Origin of the sequence: Mycobacterium sp. 1081908.1, from assembly GCF_001673535.1 — a bacterium.
Taxonomy (GTDB): Bacteria; Actinomycetota; Actinomycetes; order Mycobacteriales; family Mycobacteriaceae; genus Mycobacterium.
Genome location: NZ_LZLY01000029.1, coordinates 1 through 22,186, shown reverse-complemented (window position 1 = coordinate 22,186; position 22,186 = coordinate 1). Strand labels below are relative to the sequence as shown.

General features: G+C 74.1%; 12 protein-coding genes and 1 pseudogene. 9 read left to right on the top strand and 4 right to left on the bottom strand.

Translation table 11 applies throughout. The annotated features are described in order from the left end of the window. The 7 genes and pseudogenes from A5655_RS28185 to A5655_RS04845 form a co-directional block, all read left to right on the top strand. Positions 1-482 (top strand): annotated as a pseudogene (locus tag A5655_RS28185) (PE family protein); the annotation flags it as partial. Beyond that, entirely contained in the window at positions 482-9,412 is an 8,931-nt protein-coding gene (locus A5655_RS29185) for a hypothetical protein (protein WP_067006122.1), read from the top strand. The pseudogene A5655_RS28185 and the gene A5655_RS29185, both read left to right, overlap by 1 nt. Positions 9,413-9,564: 152 nt before the next feature. Further along, entirely contained in the window at positions 9,565-11,232 is a 1,668-nt protein-coding gene (locus A5655_RS04865; RefSeq protein WP_067006120.1) for a DEAD/DEAH box helicase, read from the top strand. Continuing rightward, the gene (locus A5655_RS04860; RefSeq protein WP_067006118.1) at positions 11,229-12,371 is read left to right on the top strand and encodes an acyltransferase; all 1,143 of its coding nucleotides are present in this window, start codon (positions 11,229-11,231) and stop codon (positions 12,369-12,371) included. The genes A5655_RS04865 and A5655_RS04860 overlap by 4 nt, the downstream gene beginning before the upstream one ends. 30 nt (positions 12,372-12,401) lie before the next feature. Next, the gene (locus A5655_RS04855; RefSeq protein ID WP_082978483.1) at positions 12,402-13,943 is read left to right on the top strand and encodes a DHA2 family efflux MFS transporter permease subunit; all 1,542 of its coding nucleotides are present in this window, start codon (positions 12,402-12,404) and stop codon (positions 13,941-13,943) included. An 11-nt stretch (positions 13,944-13,954) separates the two neighbouring features. Next, complete coding sequence (locus A5655_RS04850; RefSeq protein ID WP_067006116.1) at positions 13,955-14,761, top strand: GNAT family N-acetyltransferase; 807 nt, start codon at positions 13,955-13,957, stop codon at positions 14,759-14,761. Positions 14,762-14,771: 10 nt separating this feature from the next. Further along, positions 14,772-16,004: a lysine N(6)-hydroxylase/L-ornithine N(5)-oxygenase family protein gene (locus tag A5655_RS04845; RefSeq protein ID WP_082978482.1), complete on the top strand. Its 1,233-nt coding sequence runs from the start codon at positions 14,772-14,774 to the stop codon at positions 16,002-16,004. A 147-nt stretch (positions 16,005-16,151) separates the two neighbouring features. On the opposite strand, the gene A5655_RS04840 is transcribed toward A5655_RS04845, so the two are convergent. After that, entirely contained in the window at positions 16,152-16,724 is a 573-nt protein-coding gene (locus tag A5655_RS04840; protein ID WP_067006112.1) for a TetR/AcrR family transcriptional regulator, read from the bottom strand. Next, positions 16,724-17,941, bottom strand: a complete 1,218-nt coding sequence (locus tag A5655_RS04835) for a cytochrome P450 (protein ID WP_067006110.1) — start codon at positions 17,939-17,941, stop codon at positions 16,724-16,726. Before A5655_RS04835 ends, A5655_RS04840 begins: the two co-directional genes overlap by 1 nt. An 83-nt stretch (positions 17,942-18,024) precedes the next feature. On the opposite strand from A5655_RS04835, the gene A5655_RS04830 reads away from it, so the two are divergent. Both A5655_RS04830 and A5655_RS04825 read left to right on the top strand, forming a co-directional pair. Next, on the top strand, positions 18,025-18,495 hold the full coding sequence (locus tag A5655_RS04830; RefSeq protein ID WP_067006108.1) for a GbsR/MarR family transcriptional regulator: 471 nt from the start codon (positions 18,025-18,027) through the stop codon (positions 18,493-18,495). Then, positions 18,492-19,313, top strand: coding sequence for a class I SAM-dependent methyltransferase (locus A5655_RS04825; RefSeq protein WP_067006106.1), 822 nt, complete (start codon positions 18,492-18,494; stop codon positions 19,311-19,313). Before A5655_RS04830 ends, A5655_RS04825 begins: the two co-directional genes overlap by 4 nt. 84 nt (positions 19,314-19,397) lie before the next feature. On the opposite strand, the gene A5655_RS04820 is transcribed toward A5655_RS04825, so the two are convergent. Further along, positions 19,398-20,765, bottom strand: a complete 1,368-nt coding sequence (locus tag A5655_RS04820; RefSeq protein ID WP_067006104.1) for an FAD-binding oxidoreductase — start codon at positions 20,763-20,765, stop codon at positions 19,398-19,400. Positions 20,766-20,775: 10 nt separating this feature from the next. After that, the gene (locus A5655_RS04815) at positions 20,776-22,041 is read right to left on the bottom strand and encodes an MFS transporter (RefSeq protein ID WP_067006102.1); all 1,266 of its coding nucleotides are present in this window, start codon (positions 22,039-22,041) and stop codon (positions 20,776-20,778) included. Positions 22,042-22,186: the final 145 nt, after the last annotated feature.

Below are 22,186 nucleotides of genomic sequence, written 5' to 3'. Positions count from 1 at the left end.
CCGCCGGCGCCGGCGGTGCGGGCGGTGTCGGCGGGCAGGGCGGTGAGGGCGCTCCCCACGTCGGCGCCCCGGGCGGCCTCGGGGGTCACGGCGGTGTGGGCGGCACCGGTGGCGCGGGCGGCGGCAGCACGGCCGGAACCAACGGCGATGGTGGGGCGGGCGGCCAGGGCGGCCAGGGCGGCATCGGCGGCGACCACGCCGGCAGCGGCGGCACCGGGGGCCAAGGCGGCCAGGGCGGTGCGCCCGGCGGCGTCGGCGCGGTCGCCGGTGCGGGCGGGCAGGGCGGTACGGGCGGTACGGGCGGTACCGGCATCAACGGCGGGCCGCTCGTGCGGGCGCCGCCGGTGGGGCTGGCGGCCACGGCGGCGCCGGCGGTGCCGGCGGGGCGGCCGGCACCGGCGCAATCAACGGCGCCGGCGGGGCCGGCGGAACGGGCGGCCAGGGCGGCCAAGGCGGCCAGGGCTACAACGACGACGCCTTGATGCCCACGAGCGACGCCAGCTCCGGCGGTGCTGGGGGTATCGGCGGCTCCGGCGGCCAGGCCGGGGTGGCGGGCAACGGCATCGGCGTGGCCGCCACCGTGGGCGCGGGGGGCGTCGGCGGCGTCGGCGGCACGGGAGGCACGGGTGGCGCCGGAGGGGCCATCACCACTACCGGCAACACCGCCGGTGACGGTGGCCAGGGCGGCATGGGTGGCACCGGCGGTGCTGATGCCGGCGGCGGCGCCGGCCAGGGCGGTGCGGGTGGCGTCGGCGGGGTCGGAGGTGCCGGCCCACAAAGCGCCGGCACCATGACGGGCGTCGGTGGCTTCGGCGGGACCGGCGGTGCGGGCGGCGCCGGCGGTGCCACCACCATCAGCGGCCACGCCGCGGGTGCGGGAGGCGCCGGCGGGACCGGCGGCCAAGGCGGTGCGGGCGCGGACAGCCCCACAGAGGTCGCCGGCGGCCAAGGCGGCAACGGCGGCGGCGGCGGCACTGGCGGCCAGGGAGGCACGGCGTCCGCCGGCGCAACCAATGGCGCCGGCGGGACGGGCGGCGTGGGCGGCCAAGGCGGCACCGGCGGGGCCGGCCGCACCGGCGATAGTACTGGCGGCAACGGCGGCTTCGGTGGCACCGGTGGCGCGGGCGGCATAGGTGGTGCGGCCGGCACGGGCTCGGGTGCGGCCGGCGCTGTGGGTGGTTCGGGCAACGGGGGCCAGGGCGGCGCCGGCGGTAACGGTGGCGACGGCGATTCCGGTGCCAACTTCGGCGGCAACGGCGGCGGGGGCGGCGCCGGCGGCCAGGGCGGCGGGGACGCCGGCGGCGGCGCCGGCCAAGGCGGTGCGGGCGGCACCGGCGGTGTCGGCGGCGGCGGCACCGGCGGCCAAAACAGTGGTAGCGGCGGCCAGGGCGGCGCCGGCGGCGCCGGCGGCGACGGCATCGATAGCACCAGCACCACGACGCCCACCGCCGGTGGCCAGGGCGGCGTTGGCGGGACCGGTGGTGCGGGCGGGGTCGGCATCAGCGGCGGCAGCCTCGACGGCCGCGGCGGTCAGGGCGGTGCCGGCGGCCAAGGCGGCGTCGGCAGCACCAATTACGTCGACGGCCACACCAGCGGCGGGGGCGGCGCCGGCGGCCAAGGCGGTGACGGGGGAGCCGGCGGCGGCCAAGGCGGTGCGGGCGGCGTGGGCGGCACCGGCGGCGCCGACCTCAGTGTCGGCGGTACCGCGGGCAACGGCGGCGCGGGTGGGCTGGGCGGCAACGGTACTCAGGGTGCGACCAGCAACAACTTCCTCACCACCGGCGGTACCGGGGGCAACGCCGGCACTGGCGGTGCCGGCGGCGCGGGCGGAGCCAGCACACACGGGACCAATGGCAGTGGCGGTGCGGGCGGCACCGGCGGCCAGGGTGGTCAGGGCGGCACCGGTTACGCCGATGACGGCACCAACGATGCCGGTGCTGGTGGGCAAGGCGGCACCGGCGGCACCGGTGGCGCCGGCGGGGCGTCCGGCGGGGGCAGCGGTACGCCCGGGTCGGTGGGTGCTAGCGGTGCCGGCGGCACCGGCGGGACTGGTGGCGAAGGGGGCGAAACGACCATCTCCGGTGACACCGCCGGCCAGGGCGGCCAGGGCGGTACCGGCGGCCAGGGCGGCCAGGGGGCCGCCGGCCCGGCCGGCGACAGCGGATCAGCCGGCGGCCAAGGCGGCCGGGGTGGTCAGGGCGGGACGGGCGGCGGAGCCGTCTCCGGCGGAACCAACGGCACCGGCGGACAGGGCGGTCAAGGCGGCGCCGGCGGTACGGGGGGCGCGGGCTCGGCCGACGGCGGCACCAACGACGCCGGCGCCGGCGGCACGGGGGGCACGGGCGGTCAAGGAGGTGCCGGCGGCGCGATCGGCAGCGGCGGCGCCGGCGGGACCGCGGGCGCCGCGGGCGATGGTGGCATGGGCGGGACCGGTGGCACGGGCGGCGCCACCACCCACAGCGGTGACGCCGCCGGTGCGGGCGGACACGGCGGCCAAGGTGGGCAGGGCGGCACCGGCGCTGACAACACCACATCCCCCGGTAGCGACCAGGCCGGACTGGGAGGCCAGGGCGGTCAGGGTGGCCAAGGTGGTGGCGCCGTGTCCGGGGCGACCAATGGCGACGGAGGCCAAGGCGGCGCCGGCGGGCAAGGCGGCACCGGCGGCGCGGGCGCGGCCTACGCCCAAGGGGGCACCGGCGGGACCGGGGGGCAAGGCGGCACCGGCGGCGGGATCGGCACCGGCGGCACCGGCGGGACGGTCGGCGCCGGCGGCATCGGTGGCCAAGGCGGCACCGGCGGCACCGGCGGCGCCGACACCAGCGCCTCTATCGCCGGTCCAGGGGGCACCGGGGGAGCCGGCGGTCAAGGGGGCAACACCAGCGGGGGGATCAACGGCAGCGGCGGCGCCGGCGGCACCGGCGGGCAGGGCGGTTCCGGCGTAACCGACTTCATCAATGGCCGCTTTGGCGGCGAGGGCGGCACCGGTGGTACCGGCGGCCAGGGCGGCACGGTCGGGACCGGCGGCACCGGCGGCGCCGCAGGGGCAGGCGGCAGCGGCGGCGCCGGCGGTGCCGGCGGAAGTGCGAACAACGCAACCGTGGGGATCGCTGGGTCCGGCGGTACCGGCGGGCAAGGCGGGCAGGGCGGAACCGGTGGCACCGGCACCACACCCGGCGGCACGGCCACTCCCGGCGGCGCCGGCGGCCAGGGCGGACAGGGCGGCGCGGGCGGTAGCGCGCCGGGCTTCCGAGGCAACGGCGGCGGCGCGGGCAGCGGCGGGCAGGGCGGACAGGGCGGGACCGGCGGCATCGGGTATGCCGACGACGGCGCCAACGATGCCGGCACCGGCGGCACCGGTGGTATCGGCGGCCAAGGCGGCACCGCCGGCACCGCGGGCAGCGGCAGGTTCACCGGCGCGGCCGGCGCGGCAGGCGGCGGCGGCACGGGTGGTACGGGCGGGCAGGGCGGCGCCGGCGCGGCCGGTACCGCCGACACCGGTGGCGCCGGCGGCCAGGGCGGCACCGCCGGCCAGGGCGGCATCACCGTCGCCGGAACCAATGCCGCCGGCGGCACGGGCGGCACCGGTGGCCAAGGCGGTACCGGCGGCTCTGGAACCGCGGACAACGGGACCAACAACGCCGGCATCGGGGGTAGCGGCGGCGTCGGTGGTCAGGGCGGCGCCGGCGGCGCTACCGGCACCGGCGGCACCGGCGGCACGGTGGGTAATGGGGGCACCGGCGGCATCGGCGGCACCGGCGGTCAGGGCGGTACGGGCGACACGGCGACCGGCGATGCCGGCGGCCACGGTGGCCTCGGCGGTGGCGGCGGTCAGGGCGGCATCACGACTGGCGGCACCAATGGCAACGGTGGTGGCGGCGGCACCGGTGGCCAAGGCGGCACCGGCGGCTCGGGCACCGCGGACGACGGCACCAACGATGCTGGCACCGGCGGCACGGGCGGCACCGGTGGCCAGGGCGGAGTCGCCGGTGGGGTCGGCACCGGCGGCAGCGGCGGCGCCTCAGGCGCCGCGGGCACCGGCGGCACGGGCGGTACCGGCGGCCAGGGCGGCGCCGCCTACAGCACCGACAGCGCCGGCACGGGCGGCCACGGCGGCCAGGGCGGTCAGGGCGGCACAGGCCTCAACGGCACCGCGCCCAACGGCGGCGGCTTGACGGGAGGCCAGGGCGGCCAAGGGGGCACCGGCGGCACCGGCGGCGGCGCGAGCAACGGGGGCGTCGACGGCTCCGGCGGCCAGGGCGGCCGGGGTGGCCAGGGCGGCACCGGCGGCATCGGCTATGCGGACGACGGCACGAACGACGCCGGTTCCGGCGGCGCTGGCGGCGCTGGCGGCCAGGGCGGCGCCGGCGGCGCGGCGGGAAGCGGCGGCAGCACGGGTGGGACGGCTGGCACGGTGGGCAACGCGGGGGTCGGTGGCACCGGCGGCCAGGGCGGCGCCACCACCACCGCCAGTGACACCGCGGGCAGTGGCGGTCAGGGTGGGCGAGGTGGCACCGGGGCCGATAGCGCCGCGTCCGGCGGCGCGGGCTTCACCGGCGGCCAGGGTGGACAGGGCGGACAAGGCGGCTCTGCCGTCTCCGGGGCAACTAATGGCGGCGGTGGCCAAGGCGGCCAAGGCGGCACGGGCGGCACCGGGGGCGTCGGTGCCGCCGATGATGGCGGCAACGACGCCGGGGTCGGTGGCACCGGGGGCACCGGCGGCCAGGGCGGCACCGGCGGCGCGGCCGGCACCGGCGGCGGTGGCGGCTCGGTGGGCGCCTCGGGCACCGGCGGCACCGGCGGCGCCGGCGGTCAGGGCGGCACCACCAGCGGCGGGACCAACGGCAGCGGCGGCCAGGGCGGCCAAGGAGGGCAGGGCGGTACCGGCGCCGGTGGCACCAACGACGACGGCAGCAACGATGCGGGCGTCGGCGCGGCCGGAGGCATGGGCGGCCAAGGCGGGGCCGGAGGCGCGATCGGCACCGGCGGCAGCGGCGGAACGGCCGGCGGCGCGGGCAACGGCGGCGCCGGTGGTACCGGCGGCAGCGGCGGCGCCACCACCCAGACTGGTCACAGCGCCGGCGCGGGCGGTCAAGGTGGCCAGGGCGGTCAGGGCGGGACCGGCGCCAACGGCACCGCGCCCAACGGGGGCGGCTTGACCGGCGGCCAAGGCGGCCAGGGCGGCCAGGGCGGCCAGGGCGGCAGCGCCGTCCCCGGGGCAACCGACGGCAGCGGCGGCCAGGGCGGCCAAGGCGGCCAAGGCGGCACCGGCGGGGCCGGCTACAACGACGACGGCAGCAATGACGCGGGCGCTGCCGGCGTCGGCGGCATGGGTGGCGACGGCGGCATCGGCGGCTCGGCCGGTATCGGGGGCAGCGGCGGCAGCATGGGCACCGGAGGCGTCGGCGGCACCGGCGGCGTCGGCGGCACAGGCGGCGTCGGCGCGTCCACCGGCAACACGTTCCGTCCGGGCGGGCAAGGCGGGCAAGGCGGCCAAGGCGCCAACGGTGACACTCCCCACGGCAGCGGCGCCACCGGCGGGTTAGGCGGCCAAGGCGGCGCCGACACCGGCGGCGGCGCGGGCGCCGGCGGTCAGGGCGGCGCCGGCGGGGCGGGTTACAACGACGACGGCACCAACGACGCGGGCGCCGGCGGCCAAGGCGGACAGGGCGGCTACGGCGGAACTGACACATTCAGCACGCCGAGCGCCGGCGGGACTGGGGGCACCGGCGGCGCCGGCGGTGCTACCACCTACGCCGGAGACGTCGCCGGCGCGGGCGGTCAAGGCGGCCAAGGCGGCTCAGGCGCCACCGGCACCCCCGGCGGAATATCCGTCGGTCAAAACGGTATCGAGTCCGGCCTTCCCGGCGGCACCGGCGGCGTCGGCGGCCAGGGCGGCCAGGGCGGCCAAGGCGGCAACGCCGTGGTCGGCGCAACCAATGGCAGCGGCGGTCAGGGCGGCCAGGGCGGTCACGGCGGCACCGGCGGCCTGGGCGGCGGCAGCGATGTCGCCTACGGCGGTCAGGGCGGTCAGGGCGGTCAGGGCGGCACCGGCGGCGAAGGTGGCGCGGCCGGCACCGGTGGCACCGGCGGCCACGTGGGCGCCACCGCCGCGGGCGGCACCGGCGGCACCGGCGGTGCCGGGGGCGGAAATAACGAGGTCGGGGGCACCGGCGGCCAGGGCGGCCAAGGCGGCACCGGCGGCGCCGACAATGGCGCTGGAGGCGGTGTCGGTCAGGGCGGCGCCGGCGGCCAAGGCGGCGCGGGCGGATCCTCATTTGCCTTGGACCCCGGTGCCGGGGGCGCAGGCGGCCAGGGCGGCACCGGCGGCGCGGGCTACAACGGTGACACCGGCGGTCAGGGCGGCACGGGCGGCGAGGGCGGCGCGGGTGGCATCGGCGCTTCGGGTTCCGTCAGCGACCAAGCCGTCAGCGGCGCCGGCGGCCAGGGCGGCACCGGAGGCCAAGGCGGCACCAACATCGTCGACCACGGCACCGCCGGTGCGGGCGGCCAAGGCGGGACCGGCGGCGCCAACACCGGCGGCGGTGCCGGCCAGGGCGGCACCGGCGGCCAAGGAGGCACCGACCTCAGCAGCGCTGGTGGCGCAGGAGGCGCCGGAGGCGCCGGCGGCCAAGGCGGGACGGGCTTCGATGGCGGTGCCCCCGGCGGCGCGGGCGGCGGCGGTGGTCACGGCGGCACCGGCGGCGCGGGCGGGACGTCGACCAATGGCGTTGGCGGGACCGGCGGCTCGGGCGGCCAGGGCGGGACCGGTGGCGTCGGTTACATCGACGACGGCAGCGGCGACGCCGGGGCGGGCGGGCTCGGCGGCAGTGGCGGCACCGGCGGAACCGGCGGCGCGGGCGGCGCCGGCGTGGGTATCAGCGGCGCCGGCGGTCACGGCGGCACCGGCGGTCAGGGCGGCGCCAACACCACCGACACCCGCACTGCCGGGGCGGGCGGCCAGGGTGGCCTTGGCGGACAAAGCGGCGCCGACATCGGTGGCGGCGCGGGTGCCGGTGGTCAGGGCGGTACCGGCGGCCAGGGCGGCGTCGACACCAGCGGCACCGGCGGCACCGGTGGCACCGGCGGCTTGGGCGGCGCCGGGGGGAGCGGCGCGGATGGAGCCGAAGGGTCGGGGTCGGGCGGTGCGGGCGATATCGGCGGTCAAGGCGGCGTCGGCGGCACCGGTGGTCAAGGCGGCGCGTCCACCGCCGGCACTAACGGCACCGGTGGTGCTGCCGGTGCCGGGGGTCAAGGCGGTGTCGGCGGCGTTGGCTACAACGACCAAGGCGGCAATGACGCCGGGGCCGGTGGCGAGGGCGGCACTGGTGGTCAGGGTGGTGTTGGCGGTGCTGCCGGCGCGGGCGCCGGCAGCACCGGCGGTGTGGGCATGTCCGGTCACGGCGGCCAGGGTGGCGCCGGAGGACAGGGCGGGGTGGCGGCCACGCCTGGCGACTCCGCCGGCACGGGCGGACAGGGCGGTACGGGCGGTCAGGGGGGCGCCAATGCCGGCGGCGGCGCGGGCGCCGGCGGCGTCGGGGGCATCGGCGGTGAGGGCGGCAATGGCGCCGAGGTCTCGACGCCAGGTGGCGTGGGCGGCACCGGCGGTCAAGGCGGTGTCGGCGGCTCGGGCGGTCAGGGCGGCGCGGCCGGCGCCGGCACCGCGGGCATCTCGGGCACCGGCGGCCAGGGCGGCGCCGGCGGCCAGGGCGGCGGAGCGGCGACCGCCAGCGACACGGCCGGCCAAGGCGGCCAAGGCGGCGCTGGTGGCCACGGCGGCGCCGACACGGGCGCCGGCGCAGGCGCCGGTGGTCAAGGCGGCACCGGTGGTCAGGGCGGCACCGGCGCCACCGGCTCGACGCCTAGCGGAGTGGCCGGTACCGGGGGCCAAGGCGGCCTCGGCGGCGCCGGCGGCGAGGGCGGCACATCCACGTTTGGCGCCAACGGCAGCGGCGGGGTCGGCGGTACCGGCGGCGAGGGTGGCACCGGCGGTACGGGCTTCAACGACGACGGCGGCAACGACGCGGGCGCCGGCGGGCTCGGCGGTACCGGCGGCGGCGGCGGGCAGGGCGGCGCGGCCGGCAGCGGCAGCGGCCACGGCGGCGTGGGCGGTGCGGGTGCCGGCGGACAGGGCGGCACCGGCGGACAGGGCGGCGCGGCGGCGACCGCCAGCAACACGGCCGGCCTAGGCGGCCAAGGCGGCGCTGGTGGCCACGGCGGCGCCGACACCGGCGGCGGCGCCGGCACCGGTGGTCAAGGCGGCACCGGCGGCCAGGGTGGCACGGGCGCCGCTGCTCAAGCCATTGCCAGCCAGGGCGGGGCTGGCGGCACTGGCGGTCAAGGCGGCGCCGGCGGCCAAGGCGGAGCTTCCAATTCGGGCACCAACGGCAACGGTGGAGCAGGCGGCACTGGCGGGCAGGGCGGCATCGGTGGTACCGGCGGGCCTAGCCATGCGTCTGCGGCGGGCACTGGGGGCGGCGTACCTGGCGGCACCGGCGGCACCGGTGGCCAGGGCGGCCTGGGCGGTATAGGTGGTGGCGCCGGTACCGGCACCGGTGGCGCCGGCAGCGTGGGCGTTGGCGGGACGGGCGGCCAGGGCGGCAGCGGCGCAACCGGCGGAAACAGCGACGTGAGCAATGTTCCCGCCTTCACCGTTGGCGGGACCGGCGGACAAGGCGGCACCGGCGGCCAAGGCGCAGTCGACACCGGAGGAGGTGCAGGCACCGGGGGTGCGGGCGGCAACGGTGGCCGAGGCGGCAGCGCCAATGGCCAGGCGCAGTCCGCCGGCGCCGGCGGCGCCGGCGGCACCGGCGGTCAAGGCGGCGCCGGTGCGGCCCTCACTGGCGACCCTGGTGGCGCCGGCGGTGCCGGCGGTGACGGCGGCCGTGGTGGCAACATACCCCTCGGCCCCGTTGGTGGCGGCGGCGCCGGCGGGACCGGCGGCCAGGGCGGCGCGGGTGGCTCCGGTGCCGACAATGCCCTTGGCGGCTCCGGCGGAACCGGGGGCATCGGCGGCCCCGGCGGCCCCGGCGGCGCCAACTTCAACGGTGACCAGGCTCCCGCGGGCGCCGACGGTGACGGCGGCCAGGGCGGGACCGGCGGTCAAGGGGGCACCGACACCCAGGGAGTCGGCGGCGCCACCGGCGGTGCCGGCGGTGCCGGAGGCGCCGGCCTGCAGGGCGGCATGGGCGGCATGGGCGGCCTCGGCGGTTCCAGCGCCACCTCCGATGGCGGCACCGGCGGCCAAGGCGGCCAGGGCGGCACGGCCAGCGGGGACACCGGCGGCACCGGGGGGACAGGCGGCACCGGCGGCACCGGCTCTGACGGGCAGCCCGGGACCGGCGGCATGGCAGGCGCGGTAGGCAGCGGTGGTACCGGCGGAACCGGGGGCGCCGGCGGCGCCGGCTCGCCTTAGCCCCTGGCTTCAAGGCCGCGAGTGTCCGTGTTTGTCCCGCGACCCGCCGTATCAGCCGTACAAACGCGCACGCTCGCGGTCCCTTGGGTAGGCGGTGACCCGCCACGCTCACATCCGCTGTACTCGCGATCACCACTAGACTCCAGGTCCTGATGACGCTCCCCGACAGCCCGCCCGAGGCTGCCTCTCCGACGTTCGCCGACCTGCAGATTCACCCTGCGGTCCTGAAGGCGACCGCCGACGTCGGCTACGAGACGCCGACGGCCATCCAGGCGGCGACGATCCCGCCGCTGATGGCCGGGTCCGACGTCGTCGGGCTGGCGCAGACCGGCACCGGCAAGACGGCGGCGTTCGCGATCCCGATCCTGTCCAAGATCGACGTCAAGAGCAAAGCGACCCAGGCGCTAGTGCTCGCACCCACCCGCGAGCTGGCGCTGCAGGTGGCCGAGGCGTTCAGCCGCTACGGCGCGCACCTGCCGCAGATCCACGTGCTGCCGGTCTACGGCGGGTCGTCCTACGGCGTGCAGCTGGCGGGGCTGCGCCGCGGCGCCCAGGTGGTGGTCGGCACCCCGGGGCGCGTCATCGACCACATCGAACGCGGGACGCTGGACCTGTCCCACGTCGACTACCTGGTGCTCGACGAAGCGGACGAGATGCTCACCATGGGCTTCGCCGAGGACGTCGAGCGCATCCTGTCCGAAACCCCGGAGTACAAGCAGGTCGCCCTTTTCAGCGCGACCATGCCGCCGGCGATCCGCAAGCTCACCAAGAAGTACCTGCACGACCCGTTCGAGGTCACCGCGAAGGCGAAAACCGCGACCGCAGAGAACATTTCGCAGCGCTACATCCAGGTCTTCGGCCCCCGCAAGATGGACGCGCTCACCCGCCTGCTCGAGGTCGAACCGTTCGAGGCGATGATCGTCTTCGTCCGCACCAAGCAGGCTACCGAGGAAGTCGCCGAAAAGCTTAGGGCCCGAGGGTTTTCCGCCGCCGCCATCAACGGCGACATCCCCCAGGCGCAACGCGAGCGGACCATCGCCGCCCTGAAGAACGGCAGCATCGACATCCTGGTCGCCACCGACGTGGCCGCCAGAGGCCTTGACGTGGAACGCATCTCGCACGTCCTCAACTACGACATCCCGCACGACACCGAGTCCTACGTGCACCGCATCGGGCGCACCGGCCGGGCCGGGCGGTCGGGCACCGCGGTGCTGTTCGTCTCGCCGCGGGAGCGCCACCTGCTCAAGGCGATCGAGAAGGCGACACGGCAGACGCTCACCGAGGCCGAGCTGCCCACCGTCGAGGACGTCAACGCCCAGCGGGTGGCGAAGTTCGGCGACTCCATCACCGACGCGCTCGCCAACCCGGGAATCGACCTGTTCCGCAAGCTGATTCAGGACTACGAGCGCGAGCACGACGTTCCGATGGCCGACATCGCCGCGGCTCTGGCGGTGCAGTCCCGCGACGGCGAGGCGTTCCTGATGGCGCCCGAACCGCCGCGCGAACGGCGTGAACACCGGGAGCGCCCGGAGCGTCCCGAAAGGCCAAGGCAGCCAAGGAACTTCGCCACCTACCGGATCTCGGTGGGCAAGCGGCACAAGATCGGCCCCGGCGCGATCGTCGGCGCCATCGCCAACGAGGGCGGCCTGCACCGCAGCGACTTCGGCCACATCGCCATCGGGCCGGACTTCTCGCTCGTCGAACTGCCGGCCAAGCTGCCCAAGGCGACGCTGAAAAAGCTCGAGCAGACCCGCATCTCGGGCGTGCTGATCGACCTGCGGCCCGACCGCTCAGCGGGCAAAACGAAACCACGCCGGTGACGCTTTCCGAGGAACGCGACGCCCAGGGCGGGCTCGAACAGGTCGCCCACGTCGACCGCGTCGCGTCGCTGACCGGCATCCGCGCCGTCGCCGCGCTCACCGTCGTCGGCACTCACGCCGCCTACACCACCGGCAAGTACACCCACGGCTACTGGGGCCTGGTCGGCTCCCGGCTGGAGATCGGCGTCCCGATCTTCTTCGTGCTTTCGGGCTTCCTGCTGTTCCGCCCGTGGGTGAAAGCCGCCGCCGCCGGCGGCCCCCCGCCGTCGCTGAGTCGCTATGCGCGGCACCGGGTTCGGCGCATCATGCCCGCCTACCTCATCACGGTGCTGATCGCCTATGTGCTCTACCACTTCCGCGAGGCCGGGCCCAACCCCGGGCACACCTGGCTGGGCCTGGTGCGCAACCTGACGCTGACGCAGATCTACTGCAACGGCTACCTCGGCAAGTACCTGCACCAGGGCCTGACGCAGATGTGGAGCCTGGCGGTGGAGGCGTCGTTCTACGTCGTGCTGCCCCTGCTGGCCTACCTGCTGCTGGTGCTGATCGCCCGGCGGCGATGGCAGCCCAAGGCGATGCTGGCGGCCCTGGCGGCGATGGCGCTGATCAGCCCGGGCTGGCTGATCCTGGTGCACACCGACCACTGGTTTCCCGACGGCGCTCGGCTGTGGCTGCCGACCTACCTGGCGTGGTTCCTGGCCGGCATGGCGCTGACCGTGCTGCAGGCGATGAAGGTGCGCTGCTACGCCTTCATGGCCATCCCGCTGGCGGTCATCTGCTATTTCATCGCCTCCACGCCGATCGCCGGCGCGCCGACGACGTCGCCGGCCACGCTGAGCCAGGCCGTCTGCAAGACCGTGTTTTACGCCGTCATTGCCGCGCTCGCGGTGGCGCCGCTGGCGTTGGGGAACCAGGGCGTGTATTCGCGGCTGCTGGCCAGCCGGCCGATGGTGTGGCTGGGCGAGATCTCCTACGAGATCTTCCTGATCCACCTCATCACCATGGAATTCGCGATGGTCTACATCGTGCGCGCGCACGTCTACACCGGCTCGATGGGCTACCTGTTCGTCGCGACGCTGGCGGTGACGATCCCGCTCGCCTGGCTCCTGCACCGCTTCACCCGGGTCAAGGACGGCTAGGTGGCGGGCGGGACAGCTGTTCATCCTCGCCTGACCCTGCTCGCGGTCTGCCTCGCGGTGTTCATGCTGCTGCTCGACATGACCATCGTCTCGGCCGCGCTGGCCAACATCCAGGCCTCCCTGGACGCCGACCTCAGCGGCCTGCAATGGGTGGTCGACGCCTACGCGCTGCCGATGGCGGGGCTGCTGCTCACCGCCGCCACCCTGGGTGACCGGCTCGGGCGGCGACGGCTGTACCTGGCCGGGATGGTCGTGTTCACGCTGGCCTCGGCCGGCTGCGCGCTGGCCCGCAGCATCGAGGCGCTCAACCTGTGCCGGGCGCTGCAGGGCACGGGCGGGGCGGTGCTGCTGGGCGTCTCGCTGCCGATGGTGGCGGCGGCCTTCCCGGAGCAGCGGGGCCGGGGCATCGCGATCGCGATCTACGGCGCCGTGATGGGCGCGGGCGCCGCCGTCGGGCCGCTGCTCGGCGGGGCGCTGGTCGGGGCGTTCGGCTGGGAGTCGATCTTCCTGATCAACGTGCCGGTCGGCGTGGTCGCCCTGGCGATCGCCGTGCGGTTCGTCCCGGAAACCCTTGGCGCGCAGGACCGTCCGGTCGACCTGGTCGGCACGGCCGTGCTGTCGGCCGCGCTGTTCGCCGGCGTCTATGTGTTGATCGAGGGCAACCACCGCGGCTGGACCAGCGGGGCGATCCTGGCCCTGGGCGCGTTCTCCGTGTTGGGCCTGTCGGTGTTCGTCGGGTGGGAGTCGCGCTGCCGCGCACCGATGCTCGACCTGACGGTGGTGCGGCGCCCGGGTTTTGCCGGGGTGTCCCTCGCGGCGTTCGCGGCGGCCGGGACACTGATCGCCTCGACCAACTACCTGGCGCTGTACTTCATGAACACGCTGGGATACAGCCCATTTCAGGCCGGCCTGCGGGCCCTTCCGCTGACCGTCGCCTGCGTGCTGGGCGCCCCGCTGGCCATGATCGCCGCGCGGTATTTTCCGGCCTGGACATCGATCCCGGGCGGGGTGGCGCTGATCGCAGCGGGGCTCTGGCTGATGACCGGGGTCGGCGCGGACACCCAGTGGACGCATTTCATCGCGGGTTCCGTCGTCTCCGGCCTCGGGCTGGGCGGGCTGTTCGCATTGACGTCCGACATCGCACTGCAATTCGTGCCCGTCGCCGACGCCGGGATGGCGACCGGCGCGGTGAGCACCGTCCGCCAGGTGGGCATCCTGGCCGGCGTGGCCTGCCTGGGCGCCCTGTTCGGTCGGCGCGGGTCCGACAGCGCCACGCGCGAACTGGCCCAGCTCGGCCTCGCCGGCCCCGGCCCCGCGCAACGCCTCGTCGAGCGGTTGTCCGCCGGCGCGGGCCTGCGGGCGCTCGATTTCCTGCCCGCCGACTACCGTGCCGCGCTGCCCGCGATCGCGCGGGCGGCCCGTCAGGCCAGCGCCGCCGGAATGCAGGCCTCCCTGGTGGCCGCATCGATCGCGGCGACCGCCGCCGCGGTCGCGACGGCGATCTTGATCGCGGTCGGCGCGCGCCGCCACGGCCAGTCAGAAATACCGTTTGCTGAAGGCATGTCCGTGTAACGTTCCAATCCATGTTGGGCGATGCGGTCATCATCCCGGCGACGGATAACAACCGTTACAGCGTCGTAATCTCCACGGACCCGGCAAACATCGAAGCCGCCCAGCGGCTGCGTTATCAGACGTTTGCCGAAGAAATGGGCGCGGCCCTGCCGCAGGCCGTCCGCGGGCCGCTGACCGGGGACATGATCGACGTCGATCAGTTCGATCCACACAGCGATCACCTGCTGGCCCGAGACGAGACGACCGGACAGATCGTCGGGTGCTACCGGCTGCTGCCGCCCGACGGCGCCCGAGCCGCCGGCGGCCTCTTCGCCGACACCACCTTCGACATCGGTGGGCTCAACGAATTGCGCTCCGAGCTCGTCGAACTCGGTCGGGCGAGCGTGCATCCGGACCACCGCAGCGGGGCGGTCATGGGTCTGTTGTGGTCGGGAATCCTTCGATATCAGGAGATCACCGGCTACCAGTGGGGGATCGGGTCGCTATCGGTCCGGATGGAGGACGGCGGGCCGCGCGGCGCGTTGGCGCGGGGCGTGCGCGACGTGGCGCTCGGCGAGCATTCCGCCCCCGAGAAGTACCGGGTATTTCCGCGAAACCCAGTTAGGGTCAACGGTTTGAGCCTCACCGAGCTACCAGACCCGGGACGCGTGCGCATCCCGCCGATGGTGCAGGGGTCACTGCGGATCGGCGGTATGATCTGCGGAGAACCGTCCTACGATCCGGACTTCGACATGGCCGATTTCGTTGTGCTGATCAATAGGTCCCTGGTGCGGGAACGCTACCTTGAGCGCTTGGCGCGGTCTTATGCCCATGCCTGAGAAGACCGGTCTGCTGGGCGTCGGCTTCGGGCCGTCGAATCTCGCGTTGGCGATCGCCCTCGCGGAGCGGGGCCTGCCCGCCGTGTTCGCAGAGCAGCAGCCCAGGTTCGGTTGGCATTTGGGGATGCTGCTGCCGCACGCGCGCATGCAGGTTCCGTTCCTCAAAGACCTGGTGACTCTGCGAAACAACAAGAGCGACTTCACGTTTCTCAATTACCTCAGCGAGCGCGGCCGGCTGGTCGAGTTCATCGGCCGGCACACCCTGTTTCCCAGTCGGATGGAGTTTCACGACTATCTCCAGTGGGCAGCGTCCCGCGTCGCCGCCGATGTCCGCTACGGCCACCGTGTCGTCGAAATCTCCGCCGGTGAGCCAGGGTTCGAGGTCCGGACGGAACCCGACCGCGTCATCCACGCCGCGACATTGGTATTGGCGACCGGTCTGCAGCCGGAGCTTCCCGCGGGCGTCGACGAAAGTCCCCGGCAGTGGCACAGTCACCGGTTGCTCGGTAATCTGGCCGCGCTCAACCTTTTTGCCCCACGGCGGTTCGCGGTCGTCGGCGCTGGCCAAAGCGCGGCCGAGGTGGTCGCCCACCTCCACGAGACCTTCCCGCTGGCCGAGGTGCACTCGATTTTCGCCCGATACGGCTACAGCAGCGCCGACGACAACCCGTATGCGAACCGGATTTTCGATCCGTCGGCGATGGACGAGTTCTATCGCGCCGACGCGCACGTGCGGCAGCGGCTGCTCGATTACCATCGCTCGACCAACTATTCGGCGGTCGACCCGGAGCTGATCGACGAACTCTATTCGCGCGAGTACGCCGAGCTGGTGGCGGGTAGCCGACGGCTGTTCATGCACAACGCATCCGAAGTCGTTGGCACGCAAGAATATCCGGACAAGGTCCGAGTGACGATATCGCACCTGATCGATCACACCCAGGCGACGCTGGATTGCGATGCGGTGGTCTACGCGACGGGCTACGCGCCGCTGGACGTCCGGTGTTTCCTGGGAGATCTGGTCGGCCGCTACGAATTCGACTCGCATGGGCGGCCCGCCGTCACCCGGGACTATCGGCTGGTGCCCAAAGCCGGGGCGCCGGGGGACATCTACCTCAACGGCGCCGTCGAGCACACGCACGGCCTGTCGTCCTCGCTGCTGTCCAACGTGGCGGTGCGCGCCGGGGAAATCGTCGGCGCGGTCGAGGCGCGCCGGCAGCTCAGGCCCCACGCCGCGTCCGCTTAGTGCGGCGACGGTTCGGCGTTGTCACATCCGCCCCATTCGTATCTGCGCTGAGGCGGGCACGCGGCACCGCGAGGCCCATTTGTCGCTGCGAGGTGGGCACGACGGGAGATGGTCCCGCCGGGAGGCCGGTGTGGCAGCAGTGACGAACTAGCTTCGGGCGGCGACCGGCGCCACGATCGGGACGACGAACTCCTCGATCATCGCCCGCTCGTCGGCCTCGTCCCGGCCGGGGTAGGTCAGCAGCGACGTGAGCACCCGCACCACCCAGCGCGCCCGGCGCTGCACGGCGGCGGGATCGTCCGGGCCCAGCGAATGCACGAACGCGGCCGCCAGCGCCGTGATCACCTCGGACTGCGCCAGCTCGCCGCCGACCGGCGGCCGGCTGACGGCGAACCACGCTGACAGCGCGGGGCTTTCGCGCACCATTCGCAGCGCGGCGGTCATGCTGGCCACCAGCCGCTCGCGCGGGTCCGCCACGCCGCCGATCTCCTCGGCGATCGCGCGGCCGAGCCGGCGCGCCTCGCGGTGCACGTAGGCGGTGCGCAGCGCCTCACGGTTTTCGAAGTAGCGGTACAGCGTGGCGCGGGAACAGCCTGCGGCCCTGGCGATCTCGTTCATGCCGATGGACGCCTGGTCGCGCTCCGTGTAGAGCCGCTCGGCCGCGTCGAGTATGCGGTCGTCGGCCGCCTCGCCGCGGTGCTCGGCGAGCCAGTCGGGCATCAGGCGTTCACCCGGATCGGCACCGACAGCGGCCGGCGCACGTAGCTGCCGCCCGACCAGACGATGCCGGACTCATCGACCTCGAAATCGGGGCAGCGGGACAGCAATTCGGTGAGCGCCACCCACGACTGCATGCGGGCCGCTGCCGCGCCCAGGCAGTGGTGGGCGCCGTGGCTGAACGTCAGGATATTGCGCGGGCAGCGGGTCACGTCGAGTTCGCCTGCGTCCGGGCCGTATTGGCGTTCGTCGCGGTTGGCCGACCCGTAGAGCAGCAGGACCTTGCGCCCGGCCGGCACGGTCGTGCCCTCGATAGTTACGTCGCGGGTGGTGGTGCGCGCCAGGCCCTGCACCGGCGAGGTCAGCCGCAGCAGCTCCTCGATCGCGTCGGGGATCAGCCCCGGGTCCTCCGCCAAGCGGCGGCGCTGGTCCGGGCGCTCGTGCAGCAAAGGCATTGAGCCGCCGAGCATTCCGGTGACGGTGTCGTTGCCGCCGGTGACCATCGTGAACGTGAACGCCAGCACCGACAGCGTTCCGGCTATGTCCCCGTCCGCACCCACCCCGGCCGCCACCAGATGCGAGATCGTGTCGTCCTCGGGTTCGGCCCGGCGCCGCTCGATCAGGGAGGTGAAGTAGGCCATCATCGACCCGACCGCGTCCAGCGAGGTGCCGATTCCCCCCTCCGACGTGTTGGCGGCGACGATCGCCTGCGTCCAGCCGTCGAACTGCGCCCGGTCCTCCTCGGGCACGCCGAGGTAGTGCGCGACGACCATCGACGGCAGCGGCTTGAACAGGTCGGTGACGATGTCGCCGCCGCCGTCGGCGCGCAGCTTCTCGATGCGCTCGACGACGAACTCGCGCACCTTGGGCTCCACCGCCTCGACCTGTCGCGGCGTGAAACCGCGCGACACCAGCTTGCGAAACTCGGTGTGCACCGGGGGATCCTGCATCACGAACGGCGGATTGTCTTGCAGTCCAATGAGTTCCAGCTCGCCGTACTCCACGGTCAGACCCTGGGCCGAGGAGAACGTCTCGTGGTCGCGCGCGGCCGCCCACACGTCGGCGTGCCGGGACAGCACGTAGTAGTCGCGGTCGGGGTGGCCGTCGGGGACGACGTGGTGCACCGGGTCGTGCTCGCGCAGCGCGCGGTACATGGGCCAGGGGTTGGGCCACGTCTCGGCGGTGGCCAGCTGGAAGCCGTGAGACATCACCGATGACATGTCTCATGTCTAAGGCAGTTGGGCGCGTATGTCAACTAGTGTACACTTCGTTCAGTCCGTACTTAACGAACTAGAGGAGCGTGATGTCGCCGGAAGAGACCGAGTTCGTCGACCGCATCGGGCTGTTCTTCGAGCTCCTCGGCGCGACGCGCACCATGGGCCGGGTCTATGGCTGGCTGCTGGTCTGCCATCCGCCGCAGCAGTCGCTGACCGAGTTGGCCGGCGCGCTGTCGGTGAGCAAGGCCTCCATCAGCACCGTCGCCCGCCAGCTGCTGGAGGGCGGCATGATCGAGCGGTTGCCGAGCCCCAACCGTCAACACCTCTACCGCGTCACCCCAGGCGGGTTCACCAGCGTGATGGAGACGCAGCTGTCGCTGATGCGCCTGGGCATCGAGCCCGCCGAGTTCGCCCTGTCGGTGCTGGGGGAGGACCGCGCCGAACAGCGCGAGCGTATCGAGGACTTCCGCGACTTCTGCGAGTTCTGCACCCGGGACTACCGCGACCAGCTGATGCGGATGTGGAACGAATATCGGGAGGCGAAAAGACGGTCATGACAACGGCGGACAAGGTCGACTTCGGCGACGTGGCGTGGGGATCGGTCGAATGGACCAACCTGTGCACGCTGTATTTGCGGGCGTACGAAAACCGCTCGCCGGCACCGATTCTCGGCGACAAGGCGGCCGCCGAGGCGGTGGACCGCATCGAATACGACTGGGGCCGCATGCGTCGCGCCATGCACCCCGGCTCCAACCAGTACATGGTCACCATGCGCGCCAAACTGCTCGACGACTGGGGCGCCGACTTCCTGCGCCGCCATCCGGACGCCGTCGTGTTGCACCTCGGGTGCGGCATGGACACCCGGGCGTTCCGGTTGCGCCCGCCGGAGACCGTGCGGTGGTTCGACGTCGATCAGCCGGGCGTAATCGCGTTGCGGCGCAAGCTTTATGACGACGGCGACGGCTACCGGATGATCGGCTCGTCGGTCACCGACCCGGCCTGGCTGGACGAGATCCCGACCGACCGCCCGACCCTGGTGATCGCCGAGGGGCTCCTCATGTACCTCGTCGAGCCCGAGGTGCGAACGCTGCTACGGCGCATCACGGATCGGTTCGGCGGCGGCGAGCTCCTGTTCGACACCGTGTCCCCGCTCGGGCCGCGGCTGTCCAAGCTGTTCACCAAGGGCATCACCAAGTGGGGCATCGGCGACGCCCGCGAGCTCGAGCGCTGGAACCCGCGGCTGCGCTTCCTCGAGCGGTGCTCGGCGGGGGCGCTCTACCGTCGCATCCCGTCGGCCCCGGTGCGGCTGCTGTGGCGGCTGGTCAACGCCACGCCGATGCGAAATTACGACGTGCTCAACCGCTTCGAGTTCTAGATCGCGCCGCCGAACGTGCGGCCGGCCGCACGTTCGCTGCCGAGCGTGCGGCCAGCCGCACACTCGGCGCCTAAGGGGGAGGGGCTAGATCGCCGAGCCGGGGTTCAGGATCCCGAGCGGGTCCAGGGCCCGCTTGATGCGCTGGTTGAGCTCCATCACCTCGGGACCGAGGTAGCCGTCCAGCCACGGTCGCTTCAACCGGCCGACGCCGTGCTCACCGGTGATGGTGCCGCCCAATCCGACGGCCAGGTCCATGATCTCGCCGAAGGCCAGGTGCGCCCGCTCGGTCATCGCGGTGTCGGCGGGGTCGTACACGATCAGCGGATGGGTGTTGCCGTCGCCGGCGTGCGCGATCACCGAGATCATCAGGTCGCGCTCCGCGGCGATGCGCTCGATCCCGGTTACCAGCTCGCCCAGCGCGGGCAGCGGTACGCCGACGTCCTCCAGCAGCAGCGATCCCTTGGCCTCCACCGCGGGGATGCAGAACCGGCGGGCGGCCACGAACGCCTCGCCCTCGTCCGGATCGTCGGTCGAAAACACCTCGGTGGCACCGTTTTCCGCGAACACCGCGGCGATCACCGCGGCGTCCTCGCCGGACGAGCGTCCCCGTTCGTCCGAGCCCGCCACCAACATGGCGGCCGCCGCGCGATCCAGGTCCATGCGCAGGCTGTCCTCGACGGCGTTGATCGCCGCCGAGTCCATGAACTCCAGCATCGAAGGGCGCAGCCGCGCAACGACTCCCAGTACCGCGTCGACGGCCGAGGAGACCGAGGCGAACGTCGCCACCACGACGCTGGACACGTTCTGCGCCGGCAGCAGCCGCAGCGTCACCTCGGTGACGACGCCCAGCGTGCCCTCGCTGCCGACGAACAGCTTCGTCAGCGAGAGCCCCGCGACGTCCTTCAGGCGCGGCCCGCCCAGCCGCACCGCGGTGCCGTCGGCCAGCACCACCTGCATGCCCAGCACGTAATCGGTGGTGACGCCGTACTTCACGCAGCACAACCCGCCGGCGTTGGTGGCGATGTTGCCCCCGATGCTGCAGATCTCGAACGACGACGGATCGGGCGGATACCACAGCCCGTACTCGGCGACGGCCTTTTTCACTTCCGCGTTGAACAGGCCCGGCTGGCACACCGCGGTGCGCGTGACCGGATCGACGGCGATGTCGCGCATCTTCTCCGTCGACAGCACGATGCCGTCGTCCAGCGCGGTGGCCCCGCCGGACAGGCCGCTGCCGGCGCCCCGGGTCACCACCGGCACCCGGTGGGCGGAGGCCCAGCGCATCACCGTCTGCACCTCCTCGGTGCGCCGCGGCCGGACCACCGCCAGCGGCTTGCCGGCCGACGGATCGAAGGCGCGGTCCTGGCGGTAGCCCTCGGTGATGGTCGGGTCGGTGACGACCATCCCGTCGGGCAGCTTGGCGATCAGCTCGGCCAGGGCGTCGGCGTTCACGGCCCCGATCCTATGCCCCGGTTTCGGCGGCAACCTCCGGCGCGCGGTCCAGCTCGCGCAGCGAGGGCAGGGCGCACGCGATCAGGCCGATCACCAGGATCGGACCCGCCAATGCCAGGAACGTGACCTTCAGCCCGGCCGCGTCGGTGAGCGGGCCGGCGACCAGCAGGCCCAGCGGGCCGGCCGCGTAGGTCAGCCCCGTCATCACCCCGACCACCCGGCCGCGCAGATGGTGCGGGGCGCGGGTCTGCATCACGTAGTTGTAGATCGGCTGGATCGGCCCGTAGACCACGCCGGTCACCGCGCACAGCACCAGGATCACCGGCAACGGCGGCAGGAACGCGATGCCGACCGTCGCCGCACCGAACGTCAGCATCGCCGTCAGCACGGCCGTGCGCCGCCGGGTGTGCGCCGACAGCACGGCGTAACCGAGCGCGCCCACCACGCCGCCGCCCGCCAGCGCCATCAACGCCCACCCAAGCTGCGCGGGCTGGTGACGGTCGCTGAAGTACTTGGGAAACAGCACGCTTTCCATCGGCAGGTACAGCGCGGTGACGACCAGGTCGATCAGGCCGAGCGCCCGCAGCACCCGCAGGTTCCACACGAACCGCACCCCCTCGGCGACGCCGGACACCAGCCCGGCGGGCCGGGTCTCGTGGTGCGGTTTGCCGGCACCGTGGAGCCGCAGCACCCCGACCGCGAGGATGGACAACCCGAACAGACCCGCGGTGATCCACATCGTCTTGATGCCGCCGACCGCGGCGATCATCAACCCGCCGATGCCCGGGCCCACGATGAACCCCAGGTTCTGGATCGCCTCGTAGACGCTGTTGGTGCGGTCCAGCGACCAGCCCGCGCGGTCGGCGGCCTCCGGCAGCATCGACTGGCGCGCCGTCGTGCCCGCCGGGTCGAAACCGGCCGCGCAGAAGGCCAACACGGCCAGCTCGGCGACGTTGATCGCGCCCGCGCCGAAAAACCAGGCCGTCAGCGGCACCGCGGCCACCGCCGTCCCGGACAGCGAATCGGAGACCAGCGAAACGCGGCGGCGCCCGAAGAAGTCGACCGCGGTGCCGGCGACCAGAGTGGCGAACACCAGCGGCACCGTCATGGCGGCGGCCACCACCGACGCGTCCTTCGCGCTGTCGTGGTGCTGCAACGCCAGCCACGGGAACGCGACGATCGAGATGCCGGTACCCGCGGTCGCCACCAGGGTGGCGAACAGGATCAGAACCGCTGGGCCGCTGCGTGGATGGGCGAGCACATGAACATCCTGCATGAGCGCGAAAAATCGGTCGCCGCAAACGGCGCATTGGCGCTACATTCAGCGCCGATATCCCATGAAAAGCAGCGGCCCAGCGGTTCTGATCCTGTTCGCCACCCTGGTGGCGACCGCGGGTACCGGCATCTCGATCGTCGCGTTC